Genomic DNA, 22,098 nt, shown 5'->3' on the forward strand with positions numbered 1-22,098 from the left:
TGCCCGGCATGGACGGGGTTCGGGGCGCATGCTCCTTCGGGGAAGAGCTACGGCGCCTGCGGGGCGAGCGGGGCATCTCGCTCACGGCGCTCGCCCGGTCGATCCACTACAGCAAGGGCTACCTCAGCAAGATCGAGAACGGTGGCAAGCCGCCCACGCCGGACGTGGCCAGACGCTGCGACGAGGCACTGGACGCGGGCGGCGCCCTGCTGCGGCTGGTCGCCGACGTACCGGCGGCCCGCCGCCCGCCCGCACCGTCGTCGTCGGCAGCGGCGCCGGCTGCGCAACTGCCGCACCCCGCCGACGCGGTGTGCCCGTACCGGGGCCTCGCCGCCTTCGGGCCCGAGCACGCGCGGTGGTTCTTCGGGCGGGAGCGGGCGACGGCCGAGCTGGTCGGCCGGCTCGCCGAACGGGCCGGCACCGGACCTCTCGCGGTCGTCGCCTCCTCGGGGGCGGGCAAGTCGTCGCTGCTGCGGGCCGGTCTGGTGCCCGCGCTGCGGCGCGGCGCACTGCCCGTCGAGGGTTCGAGCGGCTGGCCGGTGGCGGTGTGCACGCCCACCGCGCACCCGCTCAAGGAGTTGCTGCGCTGTGTGACCGAGGCGCTCGGATCGGGGCCCGCCGTGAGCCCGGAGTCGTTGCGCACCCGGCCCGGGGGGCTGGCCGACGCCGTACGGACGCTGCTGTCGACACGTCGGCTGGTGCTGCTGGTGGACCAGTTCGAGGAGACGTTCACGCTGTGCGCGGACGAGGCGGAGCGACGCGCGTTCGTCGCGGTGCTGTCCGCGCTCGCCGTCCCGGCGGACACGGACGGGGACGATGTACCGCCGCCGGGCGTCGTGGTGCTGGGGGTACGGGCCGACTTCAGCGGCCGGTGCCTCGACCACCCGGAGCTGGCGGCCGTCTTCTCGCACGGCCTGTTCGCGCTCGGCCCGATGACCGGCGCCGAACTGCGCGAGTCCATCACGCTTCCCGCCCGGCGGGCCGGGCTGACCCTGGAGGCGGGGCTGGTGGGCCTGCTGCTCCGCGACGTGGGAGCCGCCGGCACCGGCCGGGGCGACGGCCAGGACGACCTCGCGCCAGCCTCTCCCGGCGCCCTGCCCCTGCTCGCCCACGCCCTGCTGGTCACCTGGCAGCAGCGCACCGACCGCACGCTCACCGTCGCGGGGTACGAGACGACCGGCGGCATCCACGGAGCCATCGCCCGGACGGCCGAGGCGGTGTTCACCCGGCTGCGGCCCGTCGAGCAGGAGATGGCGCGCCGGGTACTGGTGCGACTGGTCCAGGTCGGCGCGGGGGACGGCGGCGGCGACGGGGGCGGCGACAGCGACGCGGCGACGCGGCGCAGGGCGAGCCGTGAGCGGCTGCTGGAGCAACTGCCCGACCGGCACGCGGTGGAGACGGCGCTCGACGCGTTCGTCCGGGCCCGGCTCGTCACCGTCGACCGCGACGCGGTGGAGATCACCCACGAGGCGCTGCTGCGCGCCTGGCCCCGGCTGCGCGGCTGGATCGGCACCAACCGCGCCGGGCTGCTCATCCACCAGCAGCTCGCCGAGGCCGCCGCCGAGTGGGTGCGCGAGGGTCGCGACCCCGGGCTGCTGTACCGGGGGACGCGGCTCGCCGCCGTGCGGGAGTGGGCGGAGCAGACCGACGGGCGGGCCGGACTCGGTCCGTACGAGCACGAGTTCCTGGACGCGAGCCGGGCGCAGGAAGTGGCCGGGAAGGAGGCCCAGCGGCGCCGGGTCCGCACCCACCGCAGGCTGCTGGTGCTGCTGGGGGCGCTGCTCGTCCTGGCGCTCCTCGCCGGCGGCACGGCGTTCCACCAGCGCTCGCGCGCGGTCGACGAGCGCCGGGTCGCGCAGTCCCAGGCGATGGCGGTACGGTCCGGCGCGCTGGCGTCGGGACAGCCCGAGGCGTCGATGCGCCTGGCGGCCGAGGCCTATCGCACCGCGCCGACCACCGAGGCGCGCGGCGCGCTGCTGAGCACGCAGGCGCAGTACTTCGCCGGGCGTCTCGTCGGGCACACGGGGCGGGTCAACAGCGTGGCGTTCAGCCCCGACGACAGGCTGCTGGCATCGGCCAGTTCGGACGGCACGGTGCGGTTGTGGGGCGGCGCGGACCACCGTCGCGCCGTGGACACGCTCACGGGTCACGGCGGCCCGGTGCTCTCCGTGGCGTTCAGCCCGGACGGGCGGCTGATCGCGTCGGCGGGCGCCGACGGCACGGTGCGGCTGTGGGGCGCGGCGGACCGTCACCCGGCCGGGACGCTGCTCGGCCACGGGGGCGCCGTACGGTCGGTGTCCTTCGGCCCGGGCGGGCGGACCCTCGCGTCGGGCGGCGCGGACCGCACGGTGCGGGTCTGGGACGTGCCGCGCCGCCGGGCGCTGGCGACGCTGCGGGGCCACCGGGACAGCGTGCACGGGGTCGCGTTCAGCCCGGACGGGCGCAGCGTCGCCTCCGGGAGCGCGGACCGCACGATCAGGATCTGGGACGCGGCCGGGCGCGGGACGCCGGTGACGCTGCGGGGGCACAGCGACGGCGTTCTGGGGATCGCCTTCAGCCCGGACGGGCGCGGCATCGCCTCGGGCGGCGCGGACCGCACGGTCAGGCTCTGGGACGTACGCCACCGGCGCGCCGAGGCCACCCTCACCGGGCACAGCGACGACGTCAACGCGGTGGCGTACGGCGCGGACGGCGCCACCGTCGTCAGCGCCGGCGGGGAAGGAGTGGCGAAGGTGTGGGACACCGCGAGCCACCGGGTGACCGCCGCGCCGGCGGGGCACACCGACTACGCGCTGGGGGCGGCGGTCAGCGGCGGCAATCTCGTGGCGACGGCGGGCTTCGACCAGTCGGTGGTGCTGTGGGACCTGGACCGGGCGGCCCTGACGGCGCGCCCGTTCGCCGAGGCGTGGCAGTCCGCGGTCGCCCCGGACGGCCGGGTCGTGGCGTCGGCGAGCGTGGACCGTACGGTCAAGGTGTGGGACGTGCGGCGGCACCGACCGCTGACCACCCTCACCGGCCACACCGGCTCCGTGTTCGGCGTCGCCTTCTCCCCCGACGGACACCTCCTCGCCTCCGCGAGCGCCGACCGTACGGTCAAGCTCTGGGACATACGCCGCCACCGACCGCTGACCACCCTCACCGGCCACACCGGCTCCGTGTTCGGCGTCGCCTTCTCCCCCGACGGACACCTCCTCGCCTCCGCGAGCGCCGACCGTACGGTCAAGCTCTGGGACATACGCCGCCACCGACTGCTCACCACCCTCACGGGCCATCAGGACTTCGCGAACGCCGTCGTGTTCAGCCCGGACGGGCGGACGCTGGCGGCCGGCGGTGACGATCTGACCGTGCGGCTGTGGGACGTGGCGGACCACCGGGCACGCGGTGTGCTGCGCGGGCACACGGGTTCGGTGCGCGGTGTGGCGTACAGCCGGGACGGGCGGACCCTGGCGAGCAGCGGCAACGACGGCACGGTGCGCCTGTGGGACCCCGTGCGCCGGCGCCCCACCGCCACGCTCACCGGCCACAGCGGCGCGGTCCGGGCGGTCGCGTTCGACCCCGGTGCGCGCACGGGACCTGCCGGAGGCGGCGGGATGCTGGCGAGCAGCGGGAGCGACGGCACCGTGCGGCTGTGGGACACCACGCGCCACCGGCTCACCGCCACCCTCACCGGCCACACCGGCGCGGTGTGGGGCGTCGCCTTCGACCCCCGGACGCGAGCCGTGGTCAGCAGCAGCAACGACGGCACCGTGCGGCTGTGGAACACCGACGTGAGAGCCGTTTCCCGGAGCGTTTCCCGTTTCCTGTCGCACCAGGAGACAGCTGAGTCCTCGACAGCCGCGGGCTCCACGCCCCAGGCTCGAAGGGCCGGACCGAACGGGTCGAACCCGGCGAACACCACGAACCCGGTCAAGCCTCGCGAGGCGACCGGCCGGACTCCTGACGGAACATGAACGGGGATCAGACATGCGCAACCGATGGAGAGCGGCGGCAGCGGCGGCGGCCGTGGCACTGTCGCTCGTCGCCCGGCCTGCCGCTGCCGGGCAGCCCGCCCGGGCCGCGGCGCCGCAGGCGGCGGCCGCCGAGGGGTGCGACGTCCTCGCGCCCGGAGCCTCGGCGGCGGCCGAGAAGGCGGTACGCACCGCCTGTTCGCAGATCGGTGTCTGGTACTCGTGGGGCGGCGGCCACGGCCCGGCGCCCGGACCCACCTACGGGACGGTGGATCCGACCGACCCGGCCAGCGCACACGACCCCCAGCGGCGCGGCTTCGACTGCTCCGGTCTGGTCAGGTACGCCTACGCCGAGGCGACCGGCCGGGACATCCTGAACGGCACCGCCCACAGCCAGTACACCAGCCCGTACGCGACGGCCCGTTTCGGCGCCTCGGACGGGACCGGGCCGCTGGTGCCCGGCGACCTGCTGGTCTGGGGCAGCGCCCGCAAGGTCCACCACGTCGCGCTCTACCTGGGCGCCGGAAAGATGGTCGAGGCGAGGCAGTCCGGCACCCGCGTCACGGTCAGCGACGTGCGCACGGGCGGCGACTTCTTCGGAGCCGTGCGCGTCGGCGGTTCGCCGGGGCAGGGAACGTTCAGCACGTGGGGGACGGACGTGTGGACGCACGTGGAGCCGTCCACGACGAGCGCCCGGGTGCACAGGTTCGCCGGCCCGACATCCGTGCGCGTCGAGTGTCAGAAACACGCGCAGTCCGTGACCGCGGAAGGCATCACCAACGACGCCTGGTCCTATCTGCCGGACCACAGGGCGTGGATCACCAACATCTACATCAAGGGCCCGGCCTGGCTCGACGGCGTGCCCACCTGCCGATAGCACACACCACACCTCAAGGAGACAACGATGAACACCAACCCGAAGCTCACCCTGGCCAAGAAGCTCGCGATCACCGTCGCCGCGACCGCGCTGACGGCCGGCCTTGCGGGCGCCACGGCCCCCGCCACGGCCGCGCCCGCCGGACCGGCCGCCGAGTGCGGGGTCCGCTCGGACGGCAAGCTGTACTGCGGGAACCGGGCCGGCGCCAAGGGCTACGAGCACCGCTCGTACGCGTCCGCGGTGCGCGGGCAGATGAACACGACCTTCAGCTGGTTCTCCTGCTGGGGCCGTGGCGACAGCCACCCGGGCGGCAACAACATCTGGTACTGGACCAAGCTGGACAACGGCCAGTGGGGCAACATGGCGGCGGTGGACGTCCACACGTCGGTGGACCCGGCGCCCGGCCTGCGCGAGTGCTGACGGGTCCTGAGTGAGCCGTGTGCCGCCCCCGGCCGACGAGGGGCGGCACACGTGCGTTCCAGGCAGCCAGGCGCTACGCCGCGATGACCACGGCCGCCCTGCTGAGGGCCGGTTCGGCGCCCGGAGCGGGGGATCCGGCGGCCGGATCCGGGCATTCGGCGAAGACGACGAGCCGCAGGACCGCGAACCGGCCGACGCCCGCCAGAGCCGAAGCGCCGAGGTAGACCGCCTGCTCGGTGAGGACCGAGGGATCGGGCCGCAGGGCGTACAGGCCGAGCAGCGCACCGGTCGTGAACGCGTAGCCGACCAGGACGGTGAGGCCGGACTGGAGGTGGACCGCCCAGCCGCTCCGCTCGCTGCGGAACGACACCCGGCCGTGCAGTTCGGTCGCGACGAGGGTGGACACGACGGTGACCAGAGCGTTGGCGACGGCGAGCGGCATGTGCGCGTGGAGCAGCAGGAGCACACCGCTGGAGGCCAGCCCGACACCGCCGCCGCAGACGACGAAGCGCGCGAAGGCGAGGGCCGTCGGGTGAAGCGGACGCGGGTGCGTACGGGTGGTCACGGGGAGCCTCCGGGGAGCGGGTGAGCCGGTGGTCCGATTCCACCGCACGGCTCCCCGCCCGCACATCACCCGGACGGCAGGACCCGACCCCGACTCTTGTCGGGGTTCCTCCCACCGCGTCCCTAGGGCCGAACCCGGGCCCGGCGAGAACCCCGTGCGGCGCGGTAACCGGCCGGACGGTGTGTGGCGGCCGGGTCGGTGCGCCGGATCCGTCCCTCCGTGCGCCAGGGTTGTCCGGGGGGACGACCCGCGAGGAGAACCGCCGATGACCACGCCGACGTACCGCTACGACGACCTGCGCGCCCTGTTCCTCAACTGCACGCTGAAGCGCTCCCCGGAGGTCAGCAACACGCAGGGGCTGATCGACAGGAGCCGCGCCGTGATGGAGGACAACGGCGTCACGACGGACGTGGTCCGCCCTGTCGACCTCGACCTGGCGACCGGTGTGTGGCCGGACATGACGGAGCACGGCTGGGAGTCCGACGCGTGGCCGGGGCTGTACGAGCGGGTCATGGCGGCCGACATCCTGGTGCTGTGCGGACCGATCTGGCTCGGTGACAACAGCTCCGTGATGAAGCAGGTGACCGAGCGGCTGTACGCGTGCTCCGGCATCCTCAACGACCGGGGGCAGTACGCCTATTACGGGCGGGCCGGCGGCTGCCTGATCACCGGCAACGAGGACGGCGTCAAGCACTGCGCCATGAACGTCCTCTACAGCCTCCAGCACCTCGGCTACACCGTCCCGCCGCAGGCCGACGCCGGGTGGATCGGTGAAGCGGGGCCCGGGCCCTCCTACCTGGACGCCGGCTCGGGCGGTCCCGAGAACGACTTCACCAACCGCAACACGGCCTTCATGAGCTGGAACCTGATGCACCTGGCGGCGATGCTCAAGCAGGCGGGCGGCGTACCGGCCCACGGCAACCAGCGTTCCGCGTGGGACGCCGGCTGCCGGCCGGACTTTCCCAACCCCGAGCACCGCTGAGGCGGTGGCCGGCAGCCTTCGGACATCAACATCACCCCCCACCGCCTCAAAACGGCAGAAACAGGGAATCAAGCAGGAAGCACGTCCGAACGGCGGGCCGCCGACCGCCCCCCGCATGCGCCCCGGGGCCGTCGGCAGACTGGTCAGAAGGGCCGGAGTCATGACAACGAACGACGACCGCACCACCACCGCGGACACCACCACCGCGGACTCGCTCGCCGCGGACATGCTCGCCGCGGACAGCGAGGCTCCCGTGCACCGGGAACACGACGACCAGTCCTGGCACGCGTCGGACGCCGCCCAGTGTCACGCCGCCCAGGCGGCCCTGGAAGCGGTCCCGGCCCCGGCGCCCGTCGCGGACAAGGCACGCAAGAAGGAACTGACCGTCCTGTGGCACACCTTCGAGACCCGCCCGGTGATCGGTCTGGCGCGCACCGTCGTCATGACCCTGGGAGGCTGCACCCACGAGGAGGCGTTCCAGGTACTGGTGGACGTCTCGCGGCACACCAACATCGAACTGCGCGAGATCGCCCAGCGTCTCGTCGACAGCGTCGACGGGCCGCCTCCCAGCGGGCCGCTGCGCACCGCCCTGCACCACGCCTTCGCACGGCTCGAATCGCGCTCCGCGCGGCCCGACACCGCCGTGTGAACGGTCGCCCGCCCCCGTCCCCGGACGCCGGGCGGGCGTTCCCCGGCCCCGGCCCGGCGTGGTTCACGCCCGGTCGGGGTCTTCGCGTTCGCCGCTCCGGTCGCGCCGGCTGAGCACACGCTGGCCACGGGTGAGCACGCCGCGCACGGAGCGGGCGCGCAGCGCCGCCCGGGCCGCGTTGGCCCCCGGGGCGCCGTGGACGCCGCCGCCGGGGTGCGCGCCGGCCGAGGCGAGGTAGAGCCCCTCGACGGGTGTCTCCGGGCGGCCCGTGCCGGGGACCGGGCGGAAGACGAGCTGCTGGTGCACGGCGGTCGTGCCGCCGTTGATCGCGCCCCCGTGGAGGTTCGCGTTCATCGCCTGGAGCGTCGGCGGAGCGAGGACGCGGCGGGCCAGGATCCTCGACCGGAAGCCCGGAGCGTACCGCTCCACCTGGGCCTCCACCCGGTCCGCCATCGCCTCCCGCTCGCGCTCGTCCCACGCTCCCGTCAGGCCGTCGTCGCCAGCGTCGCCCTTGATCACGTGCGGGACGTGGGTGTAGGCCCAGGCCGATTCGGTGCCGGCGGGTGAACGGGTGGCGTCGGCCGTCGTCATCTGGCCGAACAGCGCGAAGGGCCGGTCGGGCACCTGGCCCATGGCGATCTGGGCGGCGAACCGGGTGAGGCCGTCGACGCCGTCGGCCAGGTGCACCGTGCCCGCGGTCGACGCCTGCCCGGCGGTCCACGGCACGCGGCCGTCGAGGGCCCAGTCGACCTTGAACGTGGCGAAGTCCCACTGGAAGCCGCGCAGGTCGCGTACGAACCGGCCGGGCAGGTGCCGTACGTCGACCAGCCCGCCGTAGAGGTCCGGCACGGCCACGTCCGCCAGTACGGCCTTCCCGGCCGGCACCGTCTCGCCGCCCGCCGTGCGCACGGCCACGGCCCGCCCCGCCCGTACGACGACCTCGACGACGCGCTCGCCGCAGCGCACCACGCCGCCCCGGCCCTTCAGGCGTCGTACGAGCGCGGCGGTGAACTCGCCGGCGCCACCGGCCGGCACCGGGAAGCCGTGACTCTGGCCGAGCATCGACATGAGCCAGCCGAAACCGCCACTGCCCGCCGCCTCCGGGGCGAGGTCCGCGTGCAGGGCGTTGCCGGCCAGCAGCAGCCTGCCCGCCTCGCCCCGGAACTCCTCCTCGCCCAGCCGGCGTACCGGGAGCAGCATCGTCCGGGCCAGACGCAGCCCGCCCGCGCCGCGCAGCCGGGCCGCGAGGCGGACGCCGGAGCGTACGGGCGGGAACGGGGTGAACAGGGCACCGAGGATGTCCGGACCGAGCCGGCCCCAGACGTCGCACAGCCCCTGCCACGCCGCGCCGTCGCCAGTGGCGAACTCCTCCAGTCCGGCGACGGTGTCCGCCGCGCGGCGTTCGAGGACCGCGCACCGCCCGTCGGCGAGCGGATGCGCCAGAACGGCGGGGGCGTGGCTCCAGCGCAGCCCGTACTCGTGCAGGCGCAGGCGGGCCAGCACGGGGGAAGCGGCGGCCAGCGGATAGAAGGCGCTGAAGAGGTCGCTGACGAAGTCGGGGTGGACCCCCCGGTCGCTGCGGACGGCGCCGCCCGGTTCCGGCTGGGCCTCCAGTACCTCCACGGTCCAGCCGGCGTCGGCCAGCAGGTTCGCTGCGACGAGCCCGTTGGGGCCCGCGCCGATGACTACGGCGTCCGGCATCGCTGACTCCTGTCCACCCCGGCCACGCGGCTTCAGTACGACGCGTTCGCGCGCCTCTGCGTGCTCTCGACGACCTTGGCCAGTCTGCTCAGCATGCTGCGGTGCCGCAGTTGGATCACGGCGTCGAGCGCCGTGTTGTGCAGCGCGCCGCCCACGCCGCGCAGGGGGTGCTCGTCGAGGACGACCAGGGCGTCGTCTCCCCAGGGGCGGACCTCGATGGCGATCCTCGCGGTGCCGAGCGACCCGCTGTCGGCCTCCAGCTCGATCTCGTACGGGGGCGCGGTGCGGCGGACGATCGTGCGGCCGGTCAGCGTCCAGGGCCCGATGGACACGGTGTACTCGATCGACGCTCCGACGTCCGGCCAATGCCCCTCGGCGGGCCGGGAGTCCGAGGTGCCGACGACCCAGTCGCTGTACCGCGACCCGTCCGCCAGGACCGCCCACACCGCTTCGGGCGAGGTGCGGATCAGCTGATGACGTACGGCCATGGGCCCTCCAACGGCTGGACGGATTCGATCACCGGCCCCCGGGTGCCCAGCCTAGGACGCCCCACTCCTGCCGGCCTCCCGGAGACAGCGAACGGGCCCGGTGGGTGGCCTCCGCACGTACTCGCCACGTGCGCCGCGCGTGCACGTGACGTGCACGCGCGGAGGCCGCCCGCCGGGCCGCTCCCTGCCCGCCGCTCCCCCGGCGGACGTCACCGGGTGACGACGTGCCGTTCGTTGGGAACGCAGTGCGTCATGGTCAGGCCGGTCACGTCGCGCGGAGGGTTGTCGCCCAGGTTCGCGAGGCGCTTGCGGTCGTCGTCGGTGAGGTCCTGGCTCGCCAGCGGCTCAAGGCCCGCGACGTCCTGCGGACTGATGCCGAGTCCGTCGCCCACCCGCAGCCCGAGCTCGTTCTCGACCAGCAGGAAGTGCCACACCATCCGTTCCTGCACCGGACGGTCGCAGTCCGAGAGCAGGGTGACGAAGTTGTGCACCAGGTCGTCCCGCTCCCAGTCCTCCATGAGCCGGAAGCGCTGACCGGCCTGCATGTAGTCGTTGGTGCGCGGGATGCGCTTGCGCGTGAGCCGGCCGCGGATCTCGGGGCCCTGCTCGTCGTGCGTGGGGTACTGGCCCTCGCGCAGGCCGCCGGTGATCGACGGCTCGTAGTTGACGCTCGGGTTCTCCCCGGCCCCGTCGGCGTGGTACGTCATGAGGCCGTCGCGCTGGTTGGTGCGTACGTCGGCGTTCTTGGCCTGGTTGACGGGGAGCTGGAGGTAGTTCGGTCCCACGCGGTACCGCTGGGTGTCGCTGTAGGAGAACGTACGGCCCACCAGCATCTTGTCGTCGGAGAAGTCCAGGCCGTCGACGAGCACGCCGGTGCCGAAGGAGATCTGCTCGTTCTCGGCGAAGAAGTTGTCCGGCATGCGGTTGAGGACCATCTTGCCGACCGGCTTCGGCGGGAAGTCCTGCTCGGGCCAGGTCTTCGTGTCGTCGAGCGGGTCGAAGTCCAGCTCCGGGTGGTCGTGGTCCTCCATCATCTGGACGACCAGCTCCCACTCCGGGTAGTCGCCCCGGCCGACGGCCTCGTAGAGGTCCTTCGTGGCGTGGCCGAGCCCCTCGGCCTGGACGTTGGCCGCGTCCTCCTCGGTCATGCTGCGCACGCCCTGCTTGGGCAGCCAGTGGTACTTGACCAGGACGGAGTCGCCGTCCGCGTTGATCCACTTGTACGTGTTGACGCCGAACCCCTGCATGTGGCGGTAGTCCGCCGGGATCCCGCGGGGGCTGAACAGGTTCACCAGCATGTGCATGCTCTCGGGGGTCTGCGACATGAAGTCGAAGATCCGCCGGGGCTGTTGCTCGAAGCTGATCGGGTTCGGCTTGAGCGCGTGGATGACGTCGGGGAACTTGATGGCGTCGCGGATGAAGAAGACGCCGAGGTTGTTGCCGACGAGATCCCAGTTGCCGTCCTCGGTGTAGAACTTCACCGCGAAGCCGCGCGGGTCACGGGCCGCCTCGGAGGAGTCGCGGCCGCCGATGACGGTGGAGAAGCGTACGGCCAGGTCGGTGCGCTTGCCGCGCTCCTGGAAGATCTTCGCCCTGGTGAAGCGGCTGATCGGCTCGTCGCCCCAGGCCCCGTACGCCTCGAAGTATCCGAACGCGGTGACGCCCCGGGCGTGCACGACTCGCTCGGGAATGCGCTCGCGGTCGAAGTGGCTGATCTTCTCCAGGAACTGGTAGTTCTCCAGGGTGGCCGGCCCCCTGGCTCCCACCGTGCGCTGGTTCTGGTTGTCGTAGACCGGGTGGCCCTGCCGGTTGGTCAGTACCTTCCGGTCATCGTCCGGGGACGGGCCCTTGCCGGATACATCCGTCACGATCTTCAACCCCTTCTGTGCCCTTTTTGTGCCGATTACTCCACACTATTCCCCTTCGAGCAGAAGCCCGGCTCGCCCGAAGGTGTTGCGCAGGCGCGTTGCTGCCCCCCAGTACCCCTCGGCACCGAAGTCATACGGCCGCCCCGGCGGAATCCGGCTCCGGCGCGACGGCCCGCTTCGGCCGGTCCACGGACGCCCCGGACGCCGGGCCGCCGGGGTTCTCGGCGGCGAGGGCCTGGTGAGCGTCGGCTGAGGGCCGCATGCGGTGCCCGGTACGGCGTAGTCGCGCCGCCACGCAGTGCCACGAGGGCTTCGTCGGGTCCGGCCGCGCTGTCGATGCGCGGTGCCACGCCGTGTGGGCGCTGACCGCGCCGCCGGACGGCTTCGCCGTCGTCGTCGGCAACGCGCGGCCGCCCGGTCCTCAGCCGCCCAGGTAGTGGAAGCCCGGGCGGGGGTGCATCAGGAAGTCGTGGTGCGAGATGTTCCACGCGTACGCCCCGGCCAGTGAGAAGGCCACCCGGTCGCCCGCCCGCAGACCCGCCGCCGGGACGTGCCGGGCCAGCACGTCCTTCGGCGTGCACAGCTGTCCGGCGAGGGTGACCACGTCCCCCCGGGCCGCCGGGCGCGGCCAGGGGTGCGGCCAGTCGTCCACCGGCAGGACCGAGCACGGCTGGTCGTGTCCCTTGGTCGCCGGAGTGCGCAGGTGGTGCGTTCCGCCGCGTACGACCGCGAACTCCTCGCCGTGGCTGTGCTTCACGTCCAGCACCTCCGTCGCGTACCAGCCGCAGTACGCGGTAAGGGCGCGGCCCGGTTCGATGCGGAGCGTCAGCTCCGGGCGCTCGTCCGCGAGTTCGCCGAGGCCCTTGCCGTACGCGGCCCAGTCGAAGCGGGTCTCCGGCCGCGTGTAGTCCACCGCCATGCCGCCGCCGACGTTGACCTCCGCGAGCCGGACGCCGTGCCGGTCCGCGAGCGCGGTGGCCCAGACCACCACGGACCGCGCCACGGCCAGCTGCTCGTCGGCCTCCAGGCCGCTGGCGAGGTGGGCGTGGATCCCGCGCAGCTCCAGTCGCGGGTACGTGCCGTCGGTGAGCAGCCGTACGACGGCGTCGGCCTCCGCCGGGTCGATCCCGAACGGCGTCGGGCGGCCGCCCATCGCCAGGGCGCTCTTCTCCAGCGAACCGTCCGGCACCGGCAGGTTGAAGCGCGGCAGCACCGCGAGGCGCGCGCCGGGGACGGTCCGCTCGGCGAGCACGGCCAGCATGCGCACCTCGTACGCACTCTCCACGTGGAAGCGGCGTACGCCCAGCTCCAGCGCGGTGGTGATCTCCCCCGGGGTCTTCCCGGGGCCGCCGAAGGCCAGCGGGCGGCCGGGGACCGCTCGGTGCACGTGGCTGAGCTCTCCCCCGGACGAGACGTCGTAGCCGTCCACGAACGGGGCGAGCGCGGCCAGGATCTCCGGGTCCGGGTTGGCCTTCGCGGCGTAGTACAGCTCGACGCGTTCGGGCAGGGCGGCCCGTACCGCCCCGGCGTGCTCGCGCAGCGCCGCCAGGTCGTAGAGGTATGCGGGCAGCGCGGTGGAGGGCAGGGACAGCGCGCGCTCGCGCACGGCGGGGGTGGGGCGGGTCATCGGGCGTTCCAGGGGGTGTCGGCGCCGGTCGCTCCGCACAGGACGTCCTCGGCGAGCGGGGAGGGGAGCCGGACGTAGCCGGCCTCCCGGTCTGCCTTGCGCTCCCAGCGGGTGAGCAGGTTGGCCTTGGCGGGCAGCGGTACACCCGCGAGCAGGGCGGCGAGCCGGGGCGGGCAGCCGTGCCGGCCGGCGTGGTCGCGCAGGGTGGCGCGGACCTGGGCCCACAGGGCGGGCTCGGTGTCGGGGTACAGGTCGGCCAGGGCGGCGAGCATCTCGGCGACGTGGTTGACCAGCAGGCAGTAGACCACCCGGTCCCAGCCGCGCTCCGCGTCGTACGTGAGCGGCCCGGCGACCTCGGCGGGGAGCGCCGCGAGGGCGTCCGCGTGGTGCTCGGGCAGCAGTTTCACGCCTTCCAGGTCGCGCAGGAGCACCTGGGCGGGCATGGAGTCGTCGTCGACGCAGACGACGACGTTCTGCAGGTGCGGCTCCAGCACCACGCCGTGGTCGAAGTAGGCGGCGAGGACGGGCGGCAGGAGCAGGCCGAGGTACGCCTCCCACCAGTCCAGCGCGAACCGCGGGCCGGCGCCGCCGACGAGGTGGGAGATGTGGCCGGGCCCGGTCGGGTACTCGTCGGCGACGGCGGCCGCGAGCAGCGCCGTGGTGCCGGGGAGCTGCCGCCGCGCCAGGCCCTCGCGGACGATCACGCCGAAGCCTTCGAGCAGGCCGGGATCCGGTACGCCGCCGGGCCCGGGCAGGGCCAGGCTGCGGTAGGCGGGCTCGCGGAGCAGGGCGGCGCCGGGGAACCGGGCCGCGAGGTCGGCCAGGGCGGGGCGCAGGAGGCGGGTCAGGGCGACGGCTCCGGCCAGCTCGTACGCGGCGCTCTTGCGCACGCAGTTGGTGATGCGCACGTTGAGGCTGAACTTCAGGAACGTCTCGCCGTCGTAGAGCGTGCGCACCGACGCGGTGGCGGCGAACGGGGCGCCGCCCTCGCCGAGGTCCACGATGTCGCCGCGCGCGGTCGCCGCACGCAGCGCGGGGTGCTCGCGCAGCAGCCCGTACTGCCACGGGTGGGCGGGCAGCAGCCGGTAACCGGCGGGGACCGGGCCGGTCCCGTCCCGCAGCCGGTCCAGTGGGCCGGCGGCCCCCGGCTCGGCGCTCTCCTCGGCGATCAGCTCCTCGCGTACGGCGAGACGGCGCAGCGGGAAGGAGGCCCCCGCCTCGGGGGCGTACGACGCCCAGGCACCGGGGTCGCCGCCGCGCGCCTTGGGCGTCGGGTGGAAGCGGTGGCCGAGGAGGAGGGACTGCTCGGAGGCGAGGTACGTGCGGTGGCGGCCGGCGACGGCCGGGCGGGGGCCGGCCGCGAGTGCGGCGCGTACGCCCCGGTGACTGGAGGCGACCTGCTCCAGGAACTCCTCGTTGTGTGCGCCGGTACGGAGCGAGAGCTCGGCGTGCGCGCAGTCGGCGAGCCGGCGCCAGCCGATCTCGGTCCAGGCACCGCCCCGCCGCTCGGTCACGGGGCCGGTGAAGCGGTGCGCTCCGAGCAGCGAGGTGCGGCGCAGCGCGACCCGCAGGAGTACGCCGCACCGGGGCAGGCGCACGAGGAGCCGTCCGGCGGCGACGGCGGTCTGGTGTTCGGGGCCCGAGACCTCGCGCAGCAGGCAGTTCAGGAGGGTGTGGGCCACGGCCTCGTCGGCGGTGGGCAGGCCGCGGGGGGCGGACGCGCGACGGGGTGCGGCGCCGGTGGGCAGTGTCATCAACGGCTCCCGCGAGGACGGAACGTACGGCGGACCGGTGCGAGGAGGGCGGCCCGTGACCTGGCGACCGCGGCGGCGCGGCCGTCCGGCGCGGCCGCGCCGGGGCGTGACCGGTCGCCTGCGGCGGTGTGGCAGGGGGCGCTCATCCCGCGTCCCCGGTCCGGGCGAGGTAGTTGGGGCCGTCGGTGTAGTGCTTGTTGATGTCGGCGGCGCCCGAGCGCTCCTTGCTGAGGAGCGTGCCGGCCGTGACCATCGCCTTGACGGGCAGGCGGACGGCGTCGAGCACGTGGTCACGCAGCACCGCGCCGGGCTCGCCGCCGAGACGTTCGACGGCCTCGGCCAGCCGGTCCCGTACCAGCGTCAGGAGCACGTCGAGGGGCGCCCGGCCGTGTCGTGCGAGCCCGAAGGCGTACGCGCCCGCGCAGAGGTGGACCGTGATGGTGGTGAACAGGTCGCTGAGCTGCCGGTCGTCGTCCGTGAAGATCCGCCGGTCGGCGAAGTCGGCCGGTGCGGGAGCGTCGGCGCCCAGGCGCTCGCGCAGCCGGGCGGTGTGCAGGCGCGGCCCGTCGTTGTCCTTGAGCAGGAGCCGCAGCCGGGTCGCTCCCTCGCGGGTGTCGAGCACCAGGGAGATGTTCTGCTGGTGCGACTCCAGCGCGATGCCGTATCCGAAGAGGGTGGTCTGCCAGTCGAGGAGGAGGGTCAGGCAGGTGTCGAACAGGGCGACGGGGTCGCCGCCGTAGAACCGGTCGGCGAGATGGTCGATCACGAGCCTGCCGTCGGGCGCCTCGCTCAGCAGCGCGGCCATGGGGACGACGGACGAGTCGTCGAGGCCCGCCGGGTGGCGGCGGCAGAGCACGGCGAGCAGTTCGTGTCCCGCGTGGGCGTACGTCGACTCGTCCGCGAGCAGGACCGTCTCACCGAACCGCCGTTCGCGGCCGATCACACGCTCCAGCAGCCGCTGTCCCGCCGCGCCGTCGACGAGCGTGCCCGGCTTCATGGTGCGCCGGTTGCGCAGCCCCAGGGAGGAGGTGGCCAGCGGCATCTTGAGGTGGAGGGCGGGGTCCTCCGTGAGGGCGACCGTACGCATGGACAGCGTCGGCACGGCTTCCAGGTACGGGCGCTCCGCGAGCACCGCACGGTCCGCGAGCCCGGTCTCGCGCAGGGCGTCGCGCAGTGGGGCGCCGGCCGTCAGCGGGTGGACGGGGAGCACCAGATGGCTGGTGTCGAGGCCGGGCAGGCCGAGGAGCGCGGGGGTGGGCCAGCACCCGGGCAGTGCCGCCCGGCCGGCGGCCAGGGTGACCGCCTCGCGGGGGACGGCGATCCAGCGCAGCGCCAGACGCGGGTGGAACTCGGGTGCGCAGGCGCGTAGTTGGCGTCTGCCGAGTCCGGACCGGCCGCGGGCGGTCGGGTAGACGGGATGGTCGTGGTGGGCGGCGAGGGTGTCGTGGGCCAGGCTGCCGGCCGGGCCGGTCCAGTGGGCGGGGGCGGCGCCGTACCGGGTGGTGAGGGCGCGCATCACCTGCGGGCGCGCCTCGGTGTGCAGCCGGACGGTGTCGAGGGTCTGGCGGCACTCCTCGGCGAAGTCGTCGAAGCCGCCCCGGTCGACGGGGTCGGCCAGCGCGCGCAGCGCCGCGAGGATCTCGTCGGTGGTGGTCAGTGCGGCGCCGTCGGACTCCCGGCGCAGGAGCGGCAGCCGGGCGGTGTCGGCGCACTGGAAGCCGTCGGTGGTGACGGGGAGCAGCAGCGCGTCCCCGTCACCGGTGGGCAGCCGCAGCCAGCGGCCGTCCGGCAGACGTACGGGGGCGCCGCGCGTCCGCAGGCCGACGACGTCCTCGCGCAGCAGCGCCCCGAGGACCCGCAGCAGCAGAGCCTCCTCGGCTGCGTCGGGCTCGGGGGCGGGGGTGGCGGGCCCGGGCAGGGCGGCTGCCCCGGCGGCCGGGGCGGGGATGCGGCCGGCGGTCACGGGGTGAACTCCCAGCGGTGCTCGGCGAGGAACGCGGTCGCGGCCCGGTCGACGGCCTCCTGGTCGGCGCCGACGGTGCGGAGCGCGCCGAGGTAGTCGCGGTTCGTGTGGTGCACCGCGTGCCGCTCCCCCACCTCACGCAGCGGCCGGTACGCCAGCCGTACGCCGCCGACGGTCAGGTCAGTGGCCGGCGGGGCCGCGACGAGCGTCCCCGCGCTGTCGGCGCACGGGTAGTCGACGCGGGCCCGCCCGTCGGTGCGCGCCCCGAGGTCGGCGGGGAGCGGTTCCCCCAGATGGGTGCGCAGGATGTGCTCGAACAGGGGTATGCCGAGCAGCTCCCGCAGCATCAGGTCGCACTGGTCGCCGATCACCCGGTAGTTGACCTCGATGATCCGCGCCCGGCCCTCGTGCACCACGAACTCGGTGTGGCAGGCCCCGAATCCGACGCCGAGCGCGTCGAGCTGCGCGAGCACCTGGGAGACGACCGGCGCGGGGTGCTCGGGTACGTACGTGAGACGCGTCTCGATGAAGTACGGCGGCGGGGACACCTCGGTGCGGAAGCCGCCCAGGACATGGCGCAGCCGGCCGTCGCCGAGGGTCTCCAGCGTGCGGAGCTCACCGGCGAGATACTCCTCGACGACCAGCGCCTCCCCCGGCCGCCGCGCCTGTATCTCGGCGCAGCGCGCCACCAGTTCGCCGGCGTCCGCGGCCAGCACGACGTCCTCGCTGGCCACGCCCTCGCGGGGCTTGATCACACAGGGGTAGGGAACGGCAAGCGCCGGCAGCTCCACGGGGGTCTGTCCCGCCGCGAGTTCGGCCGACCACACGGTGTCGGCGCCGGTGGCGGCGAGGTGTCTGCGCATCTCGGCCTTGTCCTTGGTGCGCAGGGCGGCCCGCCAGTCCTTGCCGGGCAGGCCGAAGTACGCGGCGGCCAGGGCGGCCTGGGTCTGGAGGTGGTCGCTGTTGGTGAACACCGCGTCGGCCGGGTGGTGGGTGGCGATCCGGGTGACGACGGCGCGGTGGTCGCGTACGTCGCACTCCAGGACCTCGACGTCCGGAGCGAGGCGCCGGTGCGGTGCGGGCCGGTCGGTGAGCAGGGTGACGTCGAGACCGAGCCGACGGGCGGCGGGAAGGAAGCCCTCGGTGACGGAATCGGTCGGGTTCAGGGCAAGCAGGTACATCCGCACGGGCGGCAGGCCCTTCCGGTCCGGGGGTCGCAAGCCGTCAGATTAAGTTAGGGCGACCTAACTCTGTCAACTTCACCCGGCCGCCCGCCATGTGACGGCGTATCCGCTGGTCAGTCGGCGAGCACCGCGACTAAGGTTAGGCTGACCTTACGTCCTGTGCCACTGAAGGGGAGTTGACGATGCCGGTCCCGGCACCCACCGCGCCCGCCCCGCCGGTGCGCCGCGCCGTACCGCTGCCGGCCGACGCCCTGGCCGGCACGTACCGGCACCTGACGCGGGTCTGCGCGTCGCTGCGCGTGGAGGTCGCACGGACCGCGCACCCCACCGCCGGGTGGACGGACGGCGCGCGGCTGGTGGCCGAGGACGCACGGCTCGACGGCTTCGTCACCGGAGAGGCCCTGCGCATCGAAGCCGCGCACGGGCACACCGCCCGTCCGGACGTCGCCGCTTCCAGGGCGCTGCACCACTACCTCTGGTCGGTCTGCCTGCTGATGAGCGGGCCCTGGTACCTGGCCCGCCGGGTGCCCCGCCTTCGCCCCGAGGACGTACACGTCGAGCTCGGCAGCGGCGACTTCGCCGTCGTCCCTGGCTCGTTCACGTGCCTGCCGGACGATCCGGCAGCCGGGTCCCCCGGCGTAGGCGTGGCCCCCGACGAGGAGGCGCTGCGGGTCGAGCTGCGCGCCGCCGTGGTGGATCACGTACGTCCGCTGCTCGACGCCCTGGGGCCCCGGCTGCGCCGGCGGCAACGGGCGCTGTGGGGCATGACCGGCGACGACCTGGTCTCGGGCATCTGGCACCTCGGGCGCGTACTCGGGGAGGAGGACCGGTCGGTGCGCGCGGCCACCGCACTGCTGCCGGGTCCGACGGCGCCGTTCCCCGGCGGCGCCGACTTCCGCCGGCTGCGCGCCGCCGGCGGCGGTCCGCCGCACACGACCCGCACGCGGCTGGGGTGCTGCCTCTACTACACGATCAGCCCCGGCGACGCGTGCCTGACGTGTCCTCGCGTCTGCGACACCGAGCGCCTGGCACGGCTCGCCCCGCCGTCCTAGGGGCGCGTCAGTGGCGGGGCTCGGCTCCCCAGTAGTCCGGGCCGCCACCGCGCCAGTCGATCAGCGGGGAGACCACGGCCTCGGTGTCCTCCATGTCGAGCCCCGCACGGCTCAGGAACTCGACCAGGTCGGGCAGGCCCGAGGCGAGGCCGACGTCCTCACCGCGCACGGTCACGCGACGGCCGCTGTCGCCGAGCGGCGGGTGAACGATCACAGGCATGTGTCCGGACATGGCACCTACCCTCCCCCGACTCGCCGCCGTGCGCATCCGGACAAGGGGGCCATGCCCGCCGGCACGGCCGGGAGCCGGGGCGCCGGGTTCATCCGTACCGGCACGGCCGGGCGCACCCGTACCGGTGCGGGATAATGCGGGGCATGCGGATTTCAGCCAAGGCGGACTACGCGGTACGTGCCGCCCTGCAACTCGCCGCCGCGGGGGACGGCGAGCCCCTCAAGGCGGAGGCCATCGCCGAGGCCCAGGAGATCCCGCACAAGTTCCTCGAAGGCATCCTCAACGACATGCGCCGGGGCGGACTGGTGGTCAGCCGGCGCGGCGGCAACGGCGGTTACCGGCTGGCGAAGCCCGCCGGGTCCATCACCGTCGCGGATGTCATCCGCGTCGTCGACGGACCGCTCGTCTCGGTGCGCGGGGTCCGGCCGCCCGAGCTGACGTACACGGGGCCGGCCGAGTCGCTGCTGCCGCTGTGGATCGCGCTGCGGGCCAACGTCCGCGAGGTGCTGGACGGCGTGACGCTGGCCGACCTCGCCTCGGCCGAGCTGCCGACCGCCGTTTCGGCCCTCGCCCGGGAACCGGACGCCTGGACCAATCCCTGACCGTCCCGAGGGGCGGAATCGAACGTCCACTCCTTGGTCGCCCTCTTGGGCTGGAGCACCACCTCTGACAGTATCCCTACCAATCCAGTGGGAATACTAGGAACGGGGGCGCCGGGGTGAGCAGCGGAGCACCGGGGAGATCCGCCACGAAGGACGGGGCGTCCGCCGATCCGGACGGGGACGCCGACGAGGCGATATGGCCGCGCGTCACCCGGGAACTCGCGGACGACCTCGCGGTGGACGCCATCGTCCGCGACCGGGCGGGCAAACCGCCGTACGACGAGGTCTCGCGGCTGCGGGAGGCCGGGCTGCCCGCCCTGCTGACGCCGCCGGGCCCGGGGCGGCCGGGTACCGGCTGGCGCACCGCCTGTACCGTCGTCCGGGAGATCTCGGCGGCCGACAGCTCCATCGGTGAACTGCTGGCCCACCACTGCGCGTTGTCCTGGAGCGCCCGCTTCTTCGGCGGCTCGCCGAAGGACGTTCCGTTCGAGAGCCGGGCCGTCGCGGAGCAGTGGCTGCTCGGCGGCAGCACGCGTCCGCCCGAGAAGGACGGGGGGCCGGGCCTGACGCTGACACCGACGCGCGGAGGGTACGTGCTCAACGGCCGCCGGGACTTCCGCGCGGGCGTGACCGTGGCCGACCGGCTGGTCCTCGGCGCGACGTGCGGGAGTACCGGTGACTTACTGATCGCCCTCGTCGACCCGGCTCAGGCCGGTGTGCGGACCGACACGGCGAACGAACGCCTCGGCCAGCGCCTCACCGGAGCCGGCGGCATCGGGGTCGACGGCGTGGCGGTGAGCGCCGACGACATCCTGGGCGCCGTCCCCGGCGACGAGGACACCGCCACCCCCTTCGGCTCGCTCGCCCCCGTCGCTCTCGGCCTGCTGCTCGCCCACGTCGGCCTGGGCATCGCCGAAGGGGCCCTGGCCGAGGCACGGGACATCAGCCGCAGGACGCCGCCCGCCCGCTCCGCCGGGAGCGCGGGCGACGCGTACGCCGAGCGGCCGAGCGGCGACCCGTACGTGCTGCTCGCGTACGGCGAACTGGCGACCGCCGCCCACACCGCCGCCGCCGTCGTCGACCGGGCGACGGAGGCGCTGGCGGGAGGACTGCTCAGGGGGCCGCAGCTCGGCGTGGACGAACGCGCGGACATCGCGGTGCTCGTCGCCGCGGCCGAAGCCGTCACCAGTCGCTCCGTCGCACATGTCACCGCCCGGGTCCTCGAACTCACGGACGACGCGGGCCGCCTCGACGGCGGTACGGGGCTCGACCGGTTCTGGCGCAACGCGCAGGCCCTGACCGCGCGGTCGTCCCCCGCCCACCGACTGCGCGACATCGGCGAGCACTACCTCAACGGAACCCGTCCCCGCCTCACGCGGGGCGCCTGAGACGGCTGCCCGACGGGTGCCCGGGCCCGGCTCCGGGCGCCGGCTCAGGCGTAGTCCGCCGTGTGACGCACCGCGCCGAACCGGGGGAAGACCCGTTGCACGGCGAAGTCGTGCTCGTCGGCGGCGAATCCGGACATCGCGTCGGCGACGAACTCCACCGCGTAGCCGTGGTCGCTCGCGGCCCGCGCGGTGGACTCCACTCCCATGGTGGTGACCAGCCCGGCGAGCACCACCGTGTCGACGCCGTGGCGGCGCAACCTGTCGTCCAGGCCGGTTCCGTGGAACGCCCCGACGGTGCGCTTGACGACCACGAGGTCGCCGGGCAGCACCAGACCCTCGACGAAGCCGCTGCCGGGCGGCTGCTCGGCGACGCCGGGCCGTTCCACCCGGACCGGCACCACGGGGCGGCCGTTCGCCCTGAACGCCCCGGCGAGGCGGCGGCAGCGCTCCACCACCTCCTCGCCGGTGTGCGGGGCGACGGGCAGGGCGACGATGCGCGGCATCAGGTCGATCAGGATCAGGGCTGAGGTCACGGAACAGATCGTAGGCGCCGGTACGGGGTCCGGCCGGGCACCGGCGCCGAGCCGTTCGCGGTGGCTCCGGTTCCGCCCGCGTGGCCGAATTCGATAAGTGGCGCGAGAACTCTTTCTGTGGTCCAGACCACATGAGTGCGCCGGTCAGGGCGACCGGCGCGCCCGGCGCCCGTGAGCTGTGGCGGAGAAGCGGAATGCCTGTCACCAAGAGTGCAGCGGGGGCATGCTCAGACCCGGCCGGGGGCGCGCCGGCCCGGCCGGGCCAG

Annotated in this window: 19 protein-coding genes; 8 read left to right on the plus strand and 11 right to left on the minus strand. The window is 74.3% G+C overall.

The window, feature by feature from the left end; translation table 11 throughout:
* Positions 1-8 precede the first annotated feature (8 nt).
* Genes IE185_RS12515 through IE185_RS12525 form a run of 3 tightly spaced genes read left to right on the plus strand, consistent with a single transcriptional unit; the run spans position 9 to position 5,244 of the window.
* Positions 9-3,950: an nSTAND1 domain-containing NTPase gene (locus IE185_RS12515; RefSeq protein ID WP_189715149.1), complete on the plus strand. Its 3,942-nt coding sequence runs from the start codon at positions 9-11 to the stop codon at positions 3,948-3,950.
* A 13-nt stretch (positions 3,951-3,963) separates the two neighbouring features.
* A complete protein-coding gene (locus IE185_RS12520; protein WP_138893985.1) occupies positions 3,964-4,824 on the plus strand; it encodes a C40 family peptidase in 861 nt (286 codons plus the stop codon).
* 27 nt (positions 4,825-4,851) lie between these two features.
* Positions 4,852-5,244 carry a hypothetical protein gene (locus IE185_RS12525; RefSeq protein ID WP_138893986.1) on the plus strand — a complete coding sequence of 131 codons (393 nt, stop codon included), beginning with the start codon at positions 4,852-4,854 and terminating at the stop codon, positions 5,242-5,244.
* 73 nt (positions 5,245-5,317) lie between these two features.
* Here the strand turns inward: IE185_RS12525 and IE185_RS12530 are convergent, their stop codons facing one another.
* Complete coding sequence (locus IE185_RS12530; protein WP_229843465.1) at positions 5,318-5,809, minus strand: GtrA family protein; 492 nt, start codon at positions 5,807-5,809, stop codon at positions 5,318-5,320.
* A gap of 265 nt (positions 5,810-6,074) precedes the next feature.
* Between IE185_RS12530 and IE185_RS12535 the strand changes: the two genes are divergently transcribed.
* Positions 6,075-6,791: a flavodoxin family protein gene (locus IE185_RS12535; RefSeq protein ID WP_138893987.1), complete on the plus strand. Its 717-nt coding sequence runs from the start codon at positions 6,075-6,077 to the stop codon at positions 6,789-6,791.
* A 160-nt stretch (positions 6,792-6,951) separates the two neighbouring features.
* Positions 6,952-7,440, plus strand: coding sequence for an ANTAR domain-containing protein (locus IE185_RS12540; protein WP_229843466.1), 489 nt, complete (start codon positions 6,952-6,954; stop codon positions 7,438-7,440).
* Positions 7,441-7,503: 63 nt separating this feature from the next.
* Here IE185_RS12540 and IE185_RS12545 read toward each other — a convergent pair whose 3' ends face one another.
* The 8 genes from IE185_RS12545 to IE185_RS12575 all read right to left on the minus strand — a co-directional run bounded on the left by IE185_RS12545 (position 7,504) and on the right by IE185_RS12575 (position 18,028).
* Positions 7,504-9,141 (minus strand): phytoene desaturase family protein, encoded by a 1,638-nt coding sequence (locus tag IE185_RS12545; protein WP_138893988.1) that lies wholly within the window; start codon positions 9,139-9,141, stop codon positions 7,504-7,506.
* 32 nt (positions 9,142-9,173) lie between these two features.
* Positions 9,174-9,629, minus strand: a complete 456-nt coding sequence (locus IE185_RS12550) for an SRPBCC family protein (RefSeq protein ID WP_138893989.1) — start codon at positions 9,627-9,629, stop codon at positions 9,174-9,176.
* A 209-nt stretch (positions 9,630-9,838) separates the two neighbouring features.
* Positions 9,839-11,497, minus strand: coding sequence for a catalase (locus IE185_RS12555; protein ID WP_138893990.1), 1,659 nt, complete (start codon positions 11,495-11,497; stop codon positions 9,839-9,841).
* Positions 11,498-11,627: 130 nt separating this feature from the next.
* Positions 11,628-11,759, minus strand: coding sequence for a hypothetical protein (locus IE185_RS33655; RefSeq protein WP_268245820.1), 132 nt, complete (start codon positions 11,757-11,759; stop codon positions 11,628-11,630).
* Positions 11,760-11,918: 159 nt separating this feature from the next.
* Positions 11,919-13,124 carry a type III PLP-dependent enzyme gene (locus tag IE185_RS12560; protein ID WP_189715150.1) on the minus strand — a complete coding sequence of 402 codons (1,206 nt, stop codon included), beginning with the start codon at positions 13,122-13,124 and terminating at the stop codon, positions 11,919-11,921.
* A complete protein-coding gene (locus tag IE185_RS12565) occupies positions 13,121-14,878 on the minus strand; it encodes an IucA/IucC family protein (RefSeq protein WP_189715151.1) in 1,758 nt (585 codons plus the stop codon). Before IE185_RS12565 ends, IE185_RS12560 begins: the two co-directional genes overlap by 4 nt.
* A gap of 142 nt (positions 14,879-15,020) precedes the next feature.
* Positions 15,021-16,796, minus strand: coding sequence for an IucA/IucC family protein (locus IE185_RS12570; protein ID WP_189715192.1), 1,776 nt, complete (start codon positions 16,794-16,796; stop codon positions 15,021-15,023).
* A gap of 41 nt (positions 16,797-16,837) precedes the next feature.
* Positions 16,838-18,028 carry an ATP-grasp domain-containing protein gene (locus IE185_RS12575; RefSeq protein WP_138895059.1) on the minus strand — a complete coding sequence of 397 codons (1,191 nt, stop codon included), beginning with the start codon at positions 18,026-18,028 and terminating at the stop codon, positions 16,838-16,840.
* Positions 18,029-18,207: 179 nt separating this feature from the next.
* Here IE185_RS12575 and IE185_RS12580 point away from each other — a divergent pair, with 179 nt between their 5' ends.
* On the plus strand, positions 18,208-19,077 hold the full coding sequence (locus tag IE185_RS12580) for a (2Fe-2S)-binding protein (protein ID WP_138895056.1): 870 nt from the start codon (positions 18,208-18,210) through the stop codon (positions 19,075-19,077).
* Between the two features lie 7 nt (positions 19,078-19,084).
* On the opposite strand, the gene IE185_RS12585 is transcribed toward IE185_RS12580, so the two are convergent.
* Entirely contained in the window at positions 19,085-19,297 is a 213-nt protein-coding gene (locus IE185_RS12585; protein ID WP_229843467.1) for a hypothetical protein, read from the minus strand.
* Between the two features lie 155 nt (positions 19,298-19,452).
* Between IE185_RS12585 and IE185_RS12590 the strand changes: the two genes are divergently transcribed.
* Both IE185_RS12590 and IE185_RS12595 read left to right on the plus strand, forming a co-directional pair.
* The gene (locus IE185_RS12590; RefSeq protein ID WP_138895054.1) at positions 19,453-19,911 is read left to right on the plus strand and encodes an RrF2 family transcriptional regulator; all 459 of its coding nucleotides are present in this window, start codon (positions 19,453-19,455) and stop codon (positions 19,909-19,911) included.
* A 116-nt stretch (positions 19,912-20,027) separates the two neighbouring features.
* Positions 20,028-21,299: an acyl-CoA dehydrogenase family protein gene (locus tag IE185_RS12595; protein WP_138895053.1), complete on the plus strand. Its 1,272-nt coding sequence runs from the start codon at positions 20,028-20,030 to the stop codon at positions 21,297-21,299.
* 44 nt (positions 21,300-21,343) lie between these two features.
* Here IE185_RS12595 and IE185_RS12600 read toward each other — a convergent pair whose 3' ends face one another.
* A complete protein-coding gene (locus IE185_RS12600; RefSeq protein ID WP_138895052.1) occupies positions 21,344-21,832 on the minus strand; it encodes an isochorismatase family protein in 489 nt (162 codons plus the stop codon).
* Between the last annotated feature and the right edge of the window lie 266 nt (positions 21,833-22,098).

Source organism: Streptomyces chryseus (genome assembly GCF_014650755.1).
Lineage (GTDB): Bacteria > Actinomycetota > Actinomycetes > Streptomycetales > Streptomycetaceae > Streptomyces > Streptomyces chryseus.

Coding starts and splice junctions, on each gene's coding strand:
- IE185_RS12590 (WP_138895054.1), top strand. CDS start 19,453: ATGCGGATTTCAGCCAAGGCGGACTACGCGGTACGTGCCGCCCTGCAA.
- IE185_RS12560 (WP_189715150.1), bottom strand. CDS start 13,124: ATGACCCGCCCCACCCCCGCCGTGCGCGAGCGCGCGCTGTCCCTGCCC.
- IE185_RS12550 (WP_138893989.1), bottom strand. CDS start 9,629: ATGGCCGTACGTCATCAGCTGATCCGCACCTCGCCCGAAGCGGTGTGG.
- IE185_RS12535 (WP_138893987.1), top strand. CDS start 6,075: ATGACCACGCCGACGTACCGCTACGACGACCTGCGCGCCCTGTTCCTC.
- IE185_RS12580 (WP_138895056.1), top strand. CDS start 18,208: ATGCCGGTCCCGGCACCCACCGCGCCCGCCCCGCCGGTGCGCCGCGCC.
- IE185_RS12515 (WP_189715149.1), top strand. CDS start 9: ATGGACGGGGTTCGGGGCGCATGCTCCTTCGGGGAAGAGCTACGGCGC.
- IE185_RS12520 (WP_138893985.1), top strand. CDS start 3,964: ATGCGCAACCGATGGAGAGCGGCGGCAGCGGCGGCGGCCGTGGCACTG.
- IE185_RS12565 (WP_189715151.1), bottom strand. CDS start 14,878: ATGACACTGCCCACCGGCGCCGCACCCCGTCGCGCGTCCGCCCCCCGC.
- IE185_RS12525 (WP_138893986.1), top strand. CDS start 4,852: ATGAACACCAACCCGAAGCTCACCCTGGCCAAGAAGCTCGCGATCACC.
- IE185_RS12545 (WP_138893988.1), bottom strand. CDS start 9,141: ATGCCGGACGCCGTAGTCATCGGCGCGGGCCCCAACGGGCTCGTCGCA.
- IE185_RS12585 (WP_229843467.1), bottom strand. CDS start 19,297: ATGCCTGTGATCGTTCACCCGCCGCTCGGCGACAGCGGCCGTCGCGTG.
- IE185_RS33655 (WP_268245820.1), bottom strand. CDS start 11,759: ATGCGGCCCTCAGCCGACGCTCACCAGGCCCTCGCCGCCGAGAACCCC.
- IE185_RS12540 (WP_229843466.1), top strand. CDS start 6,952: ATGACAACGAACGACGACCGCACCACCACCGCGGACACCACCACCGCG.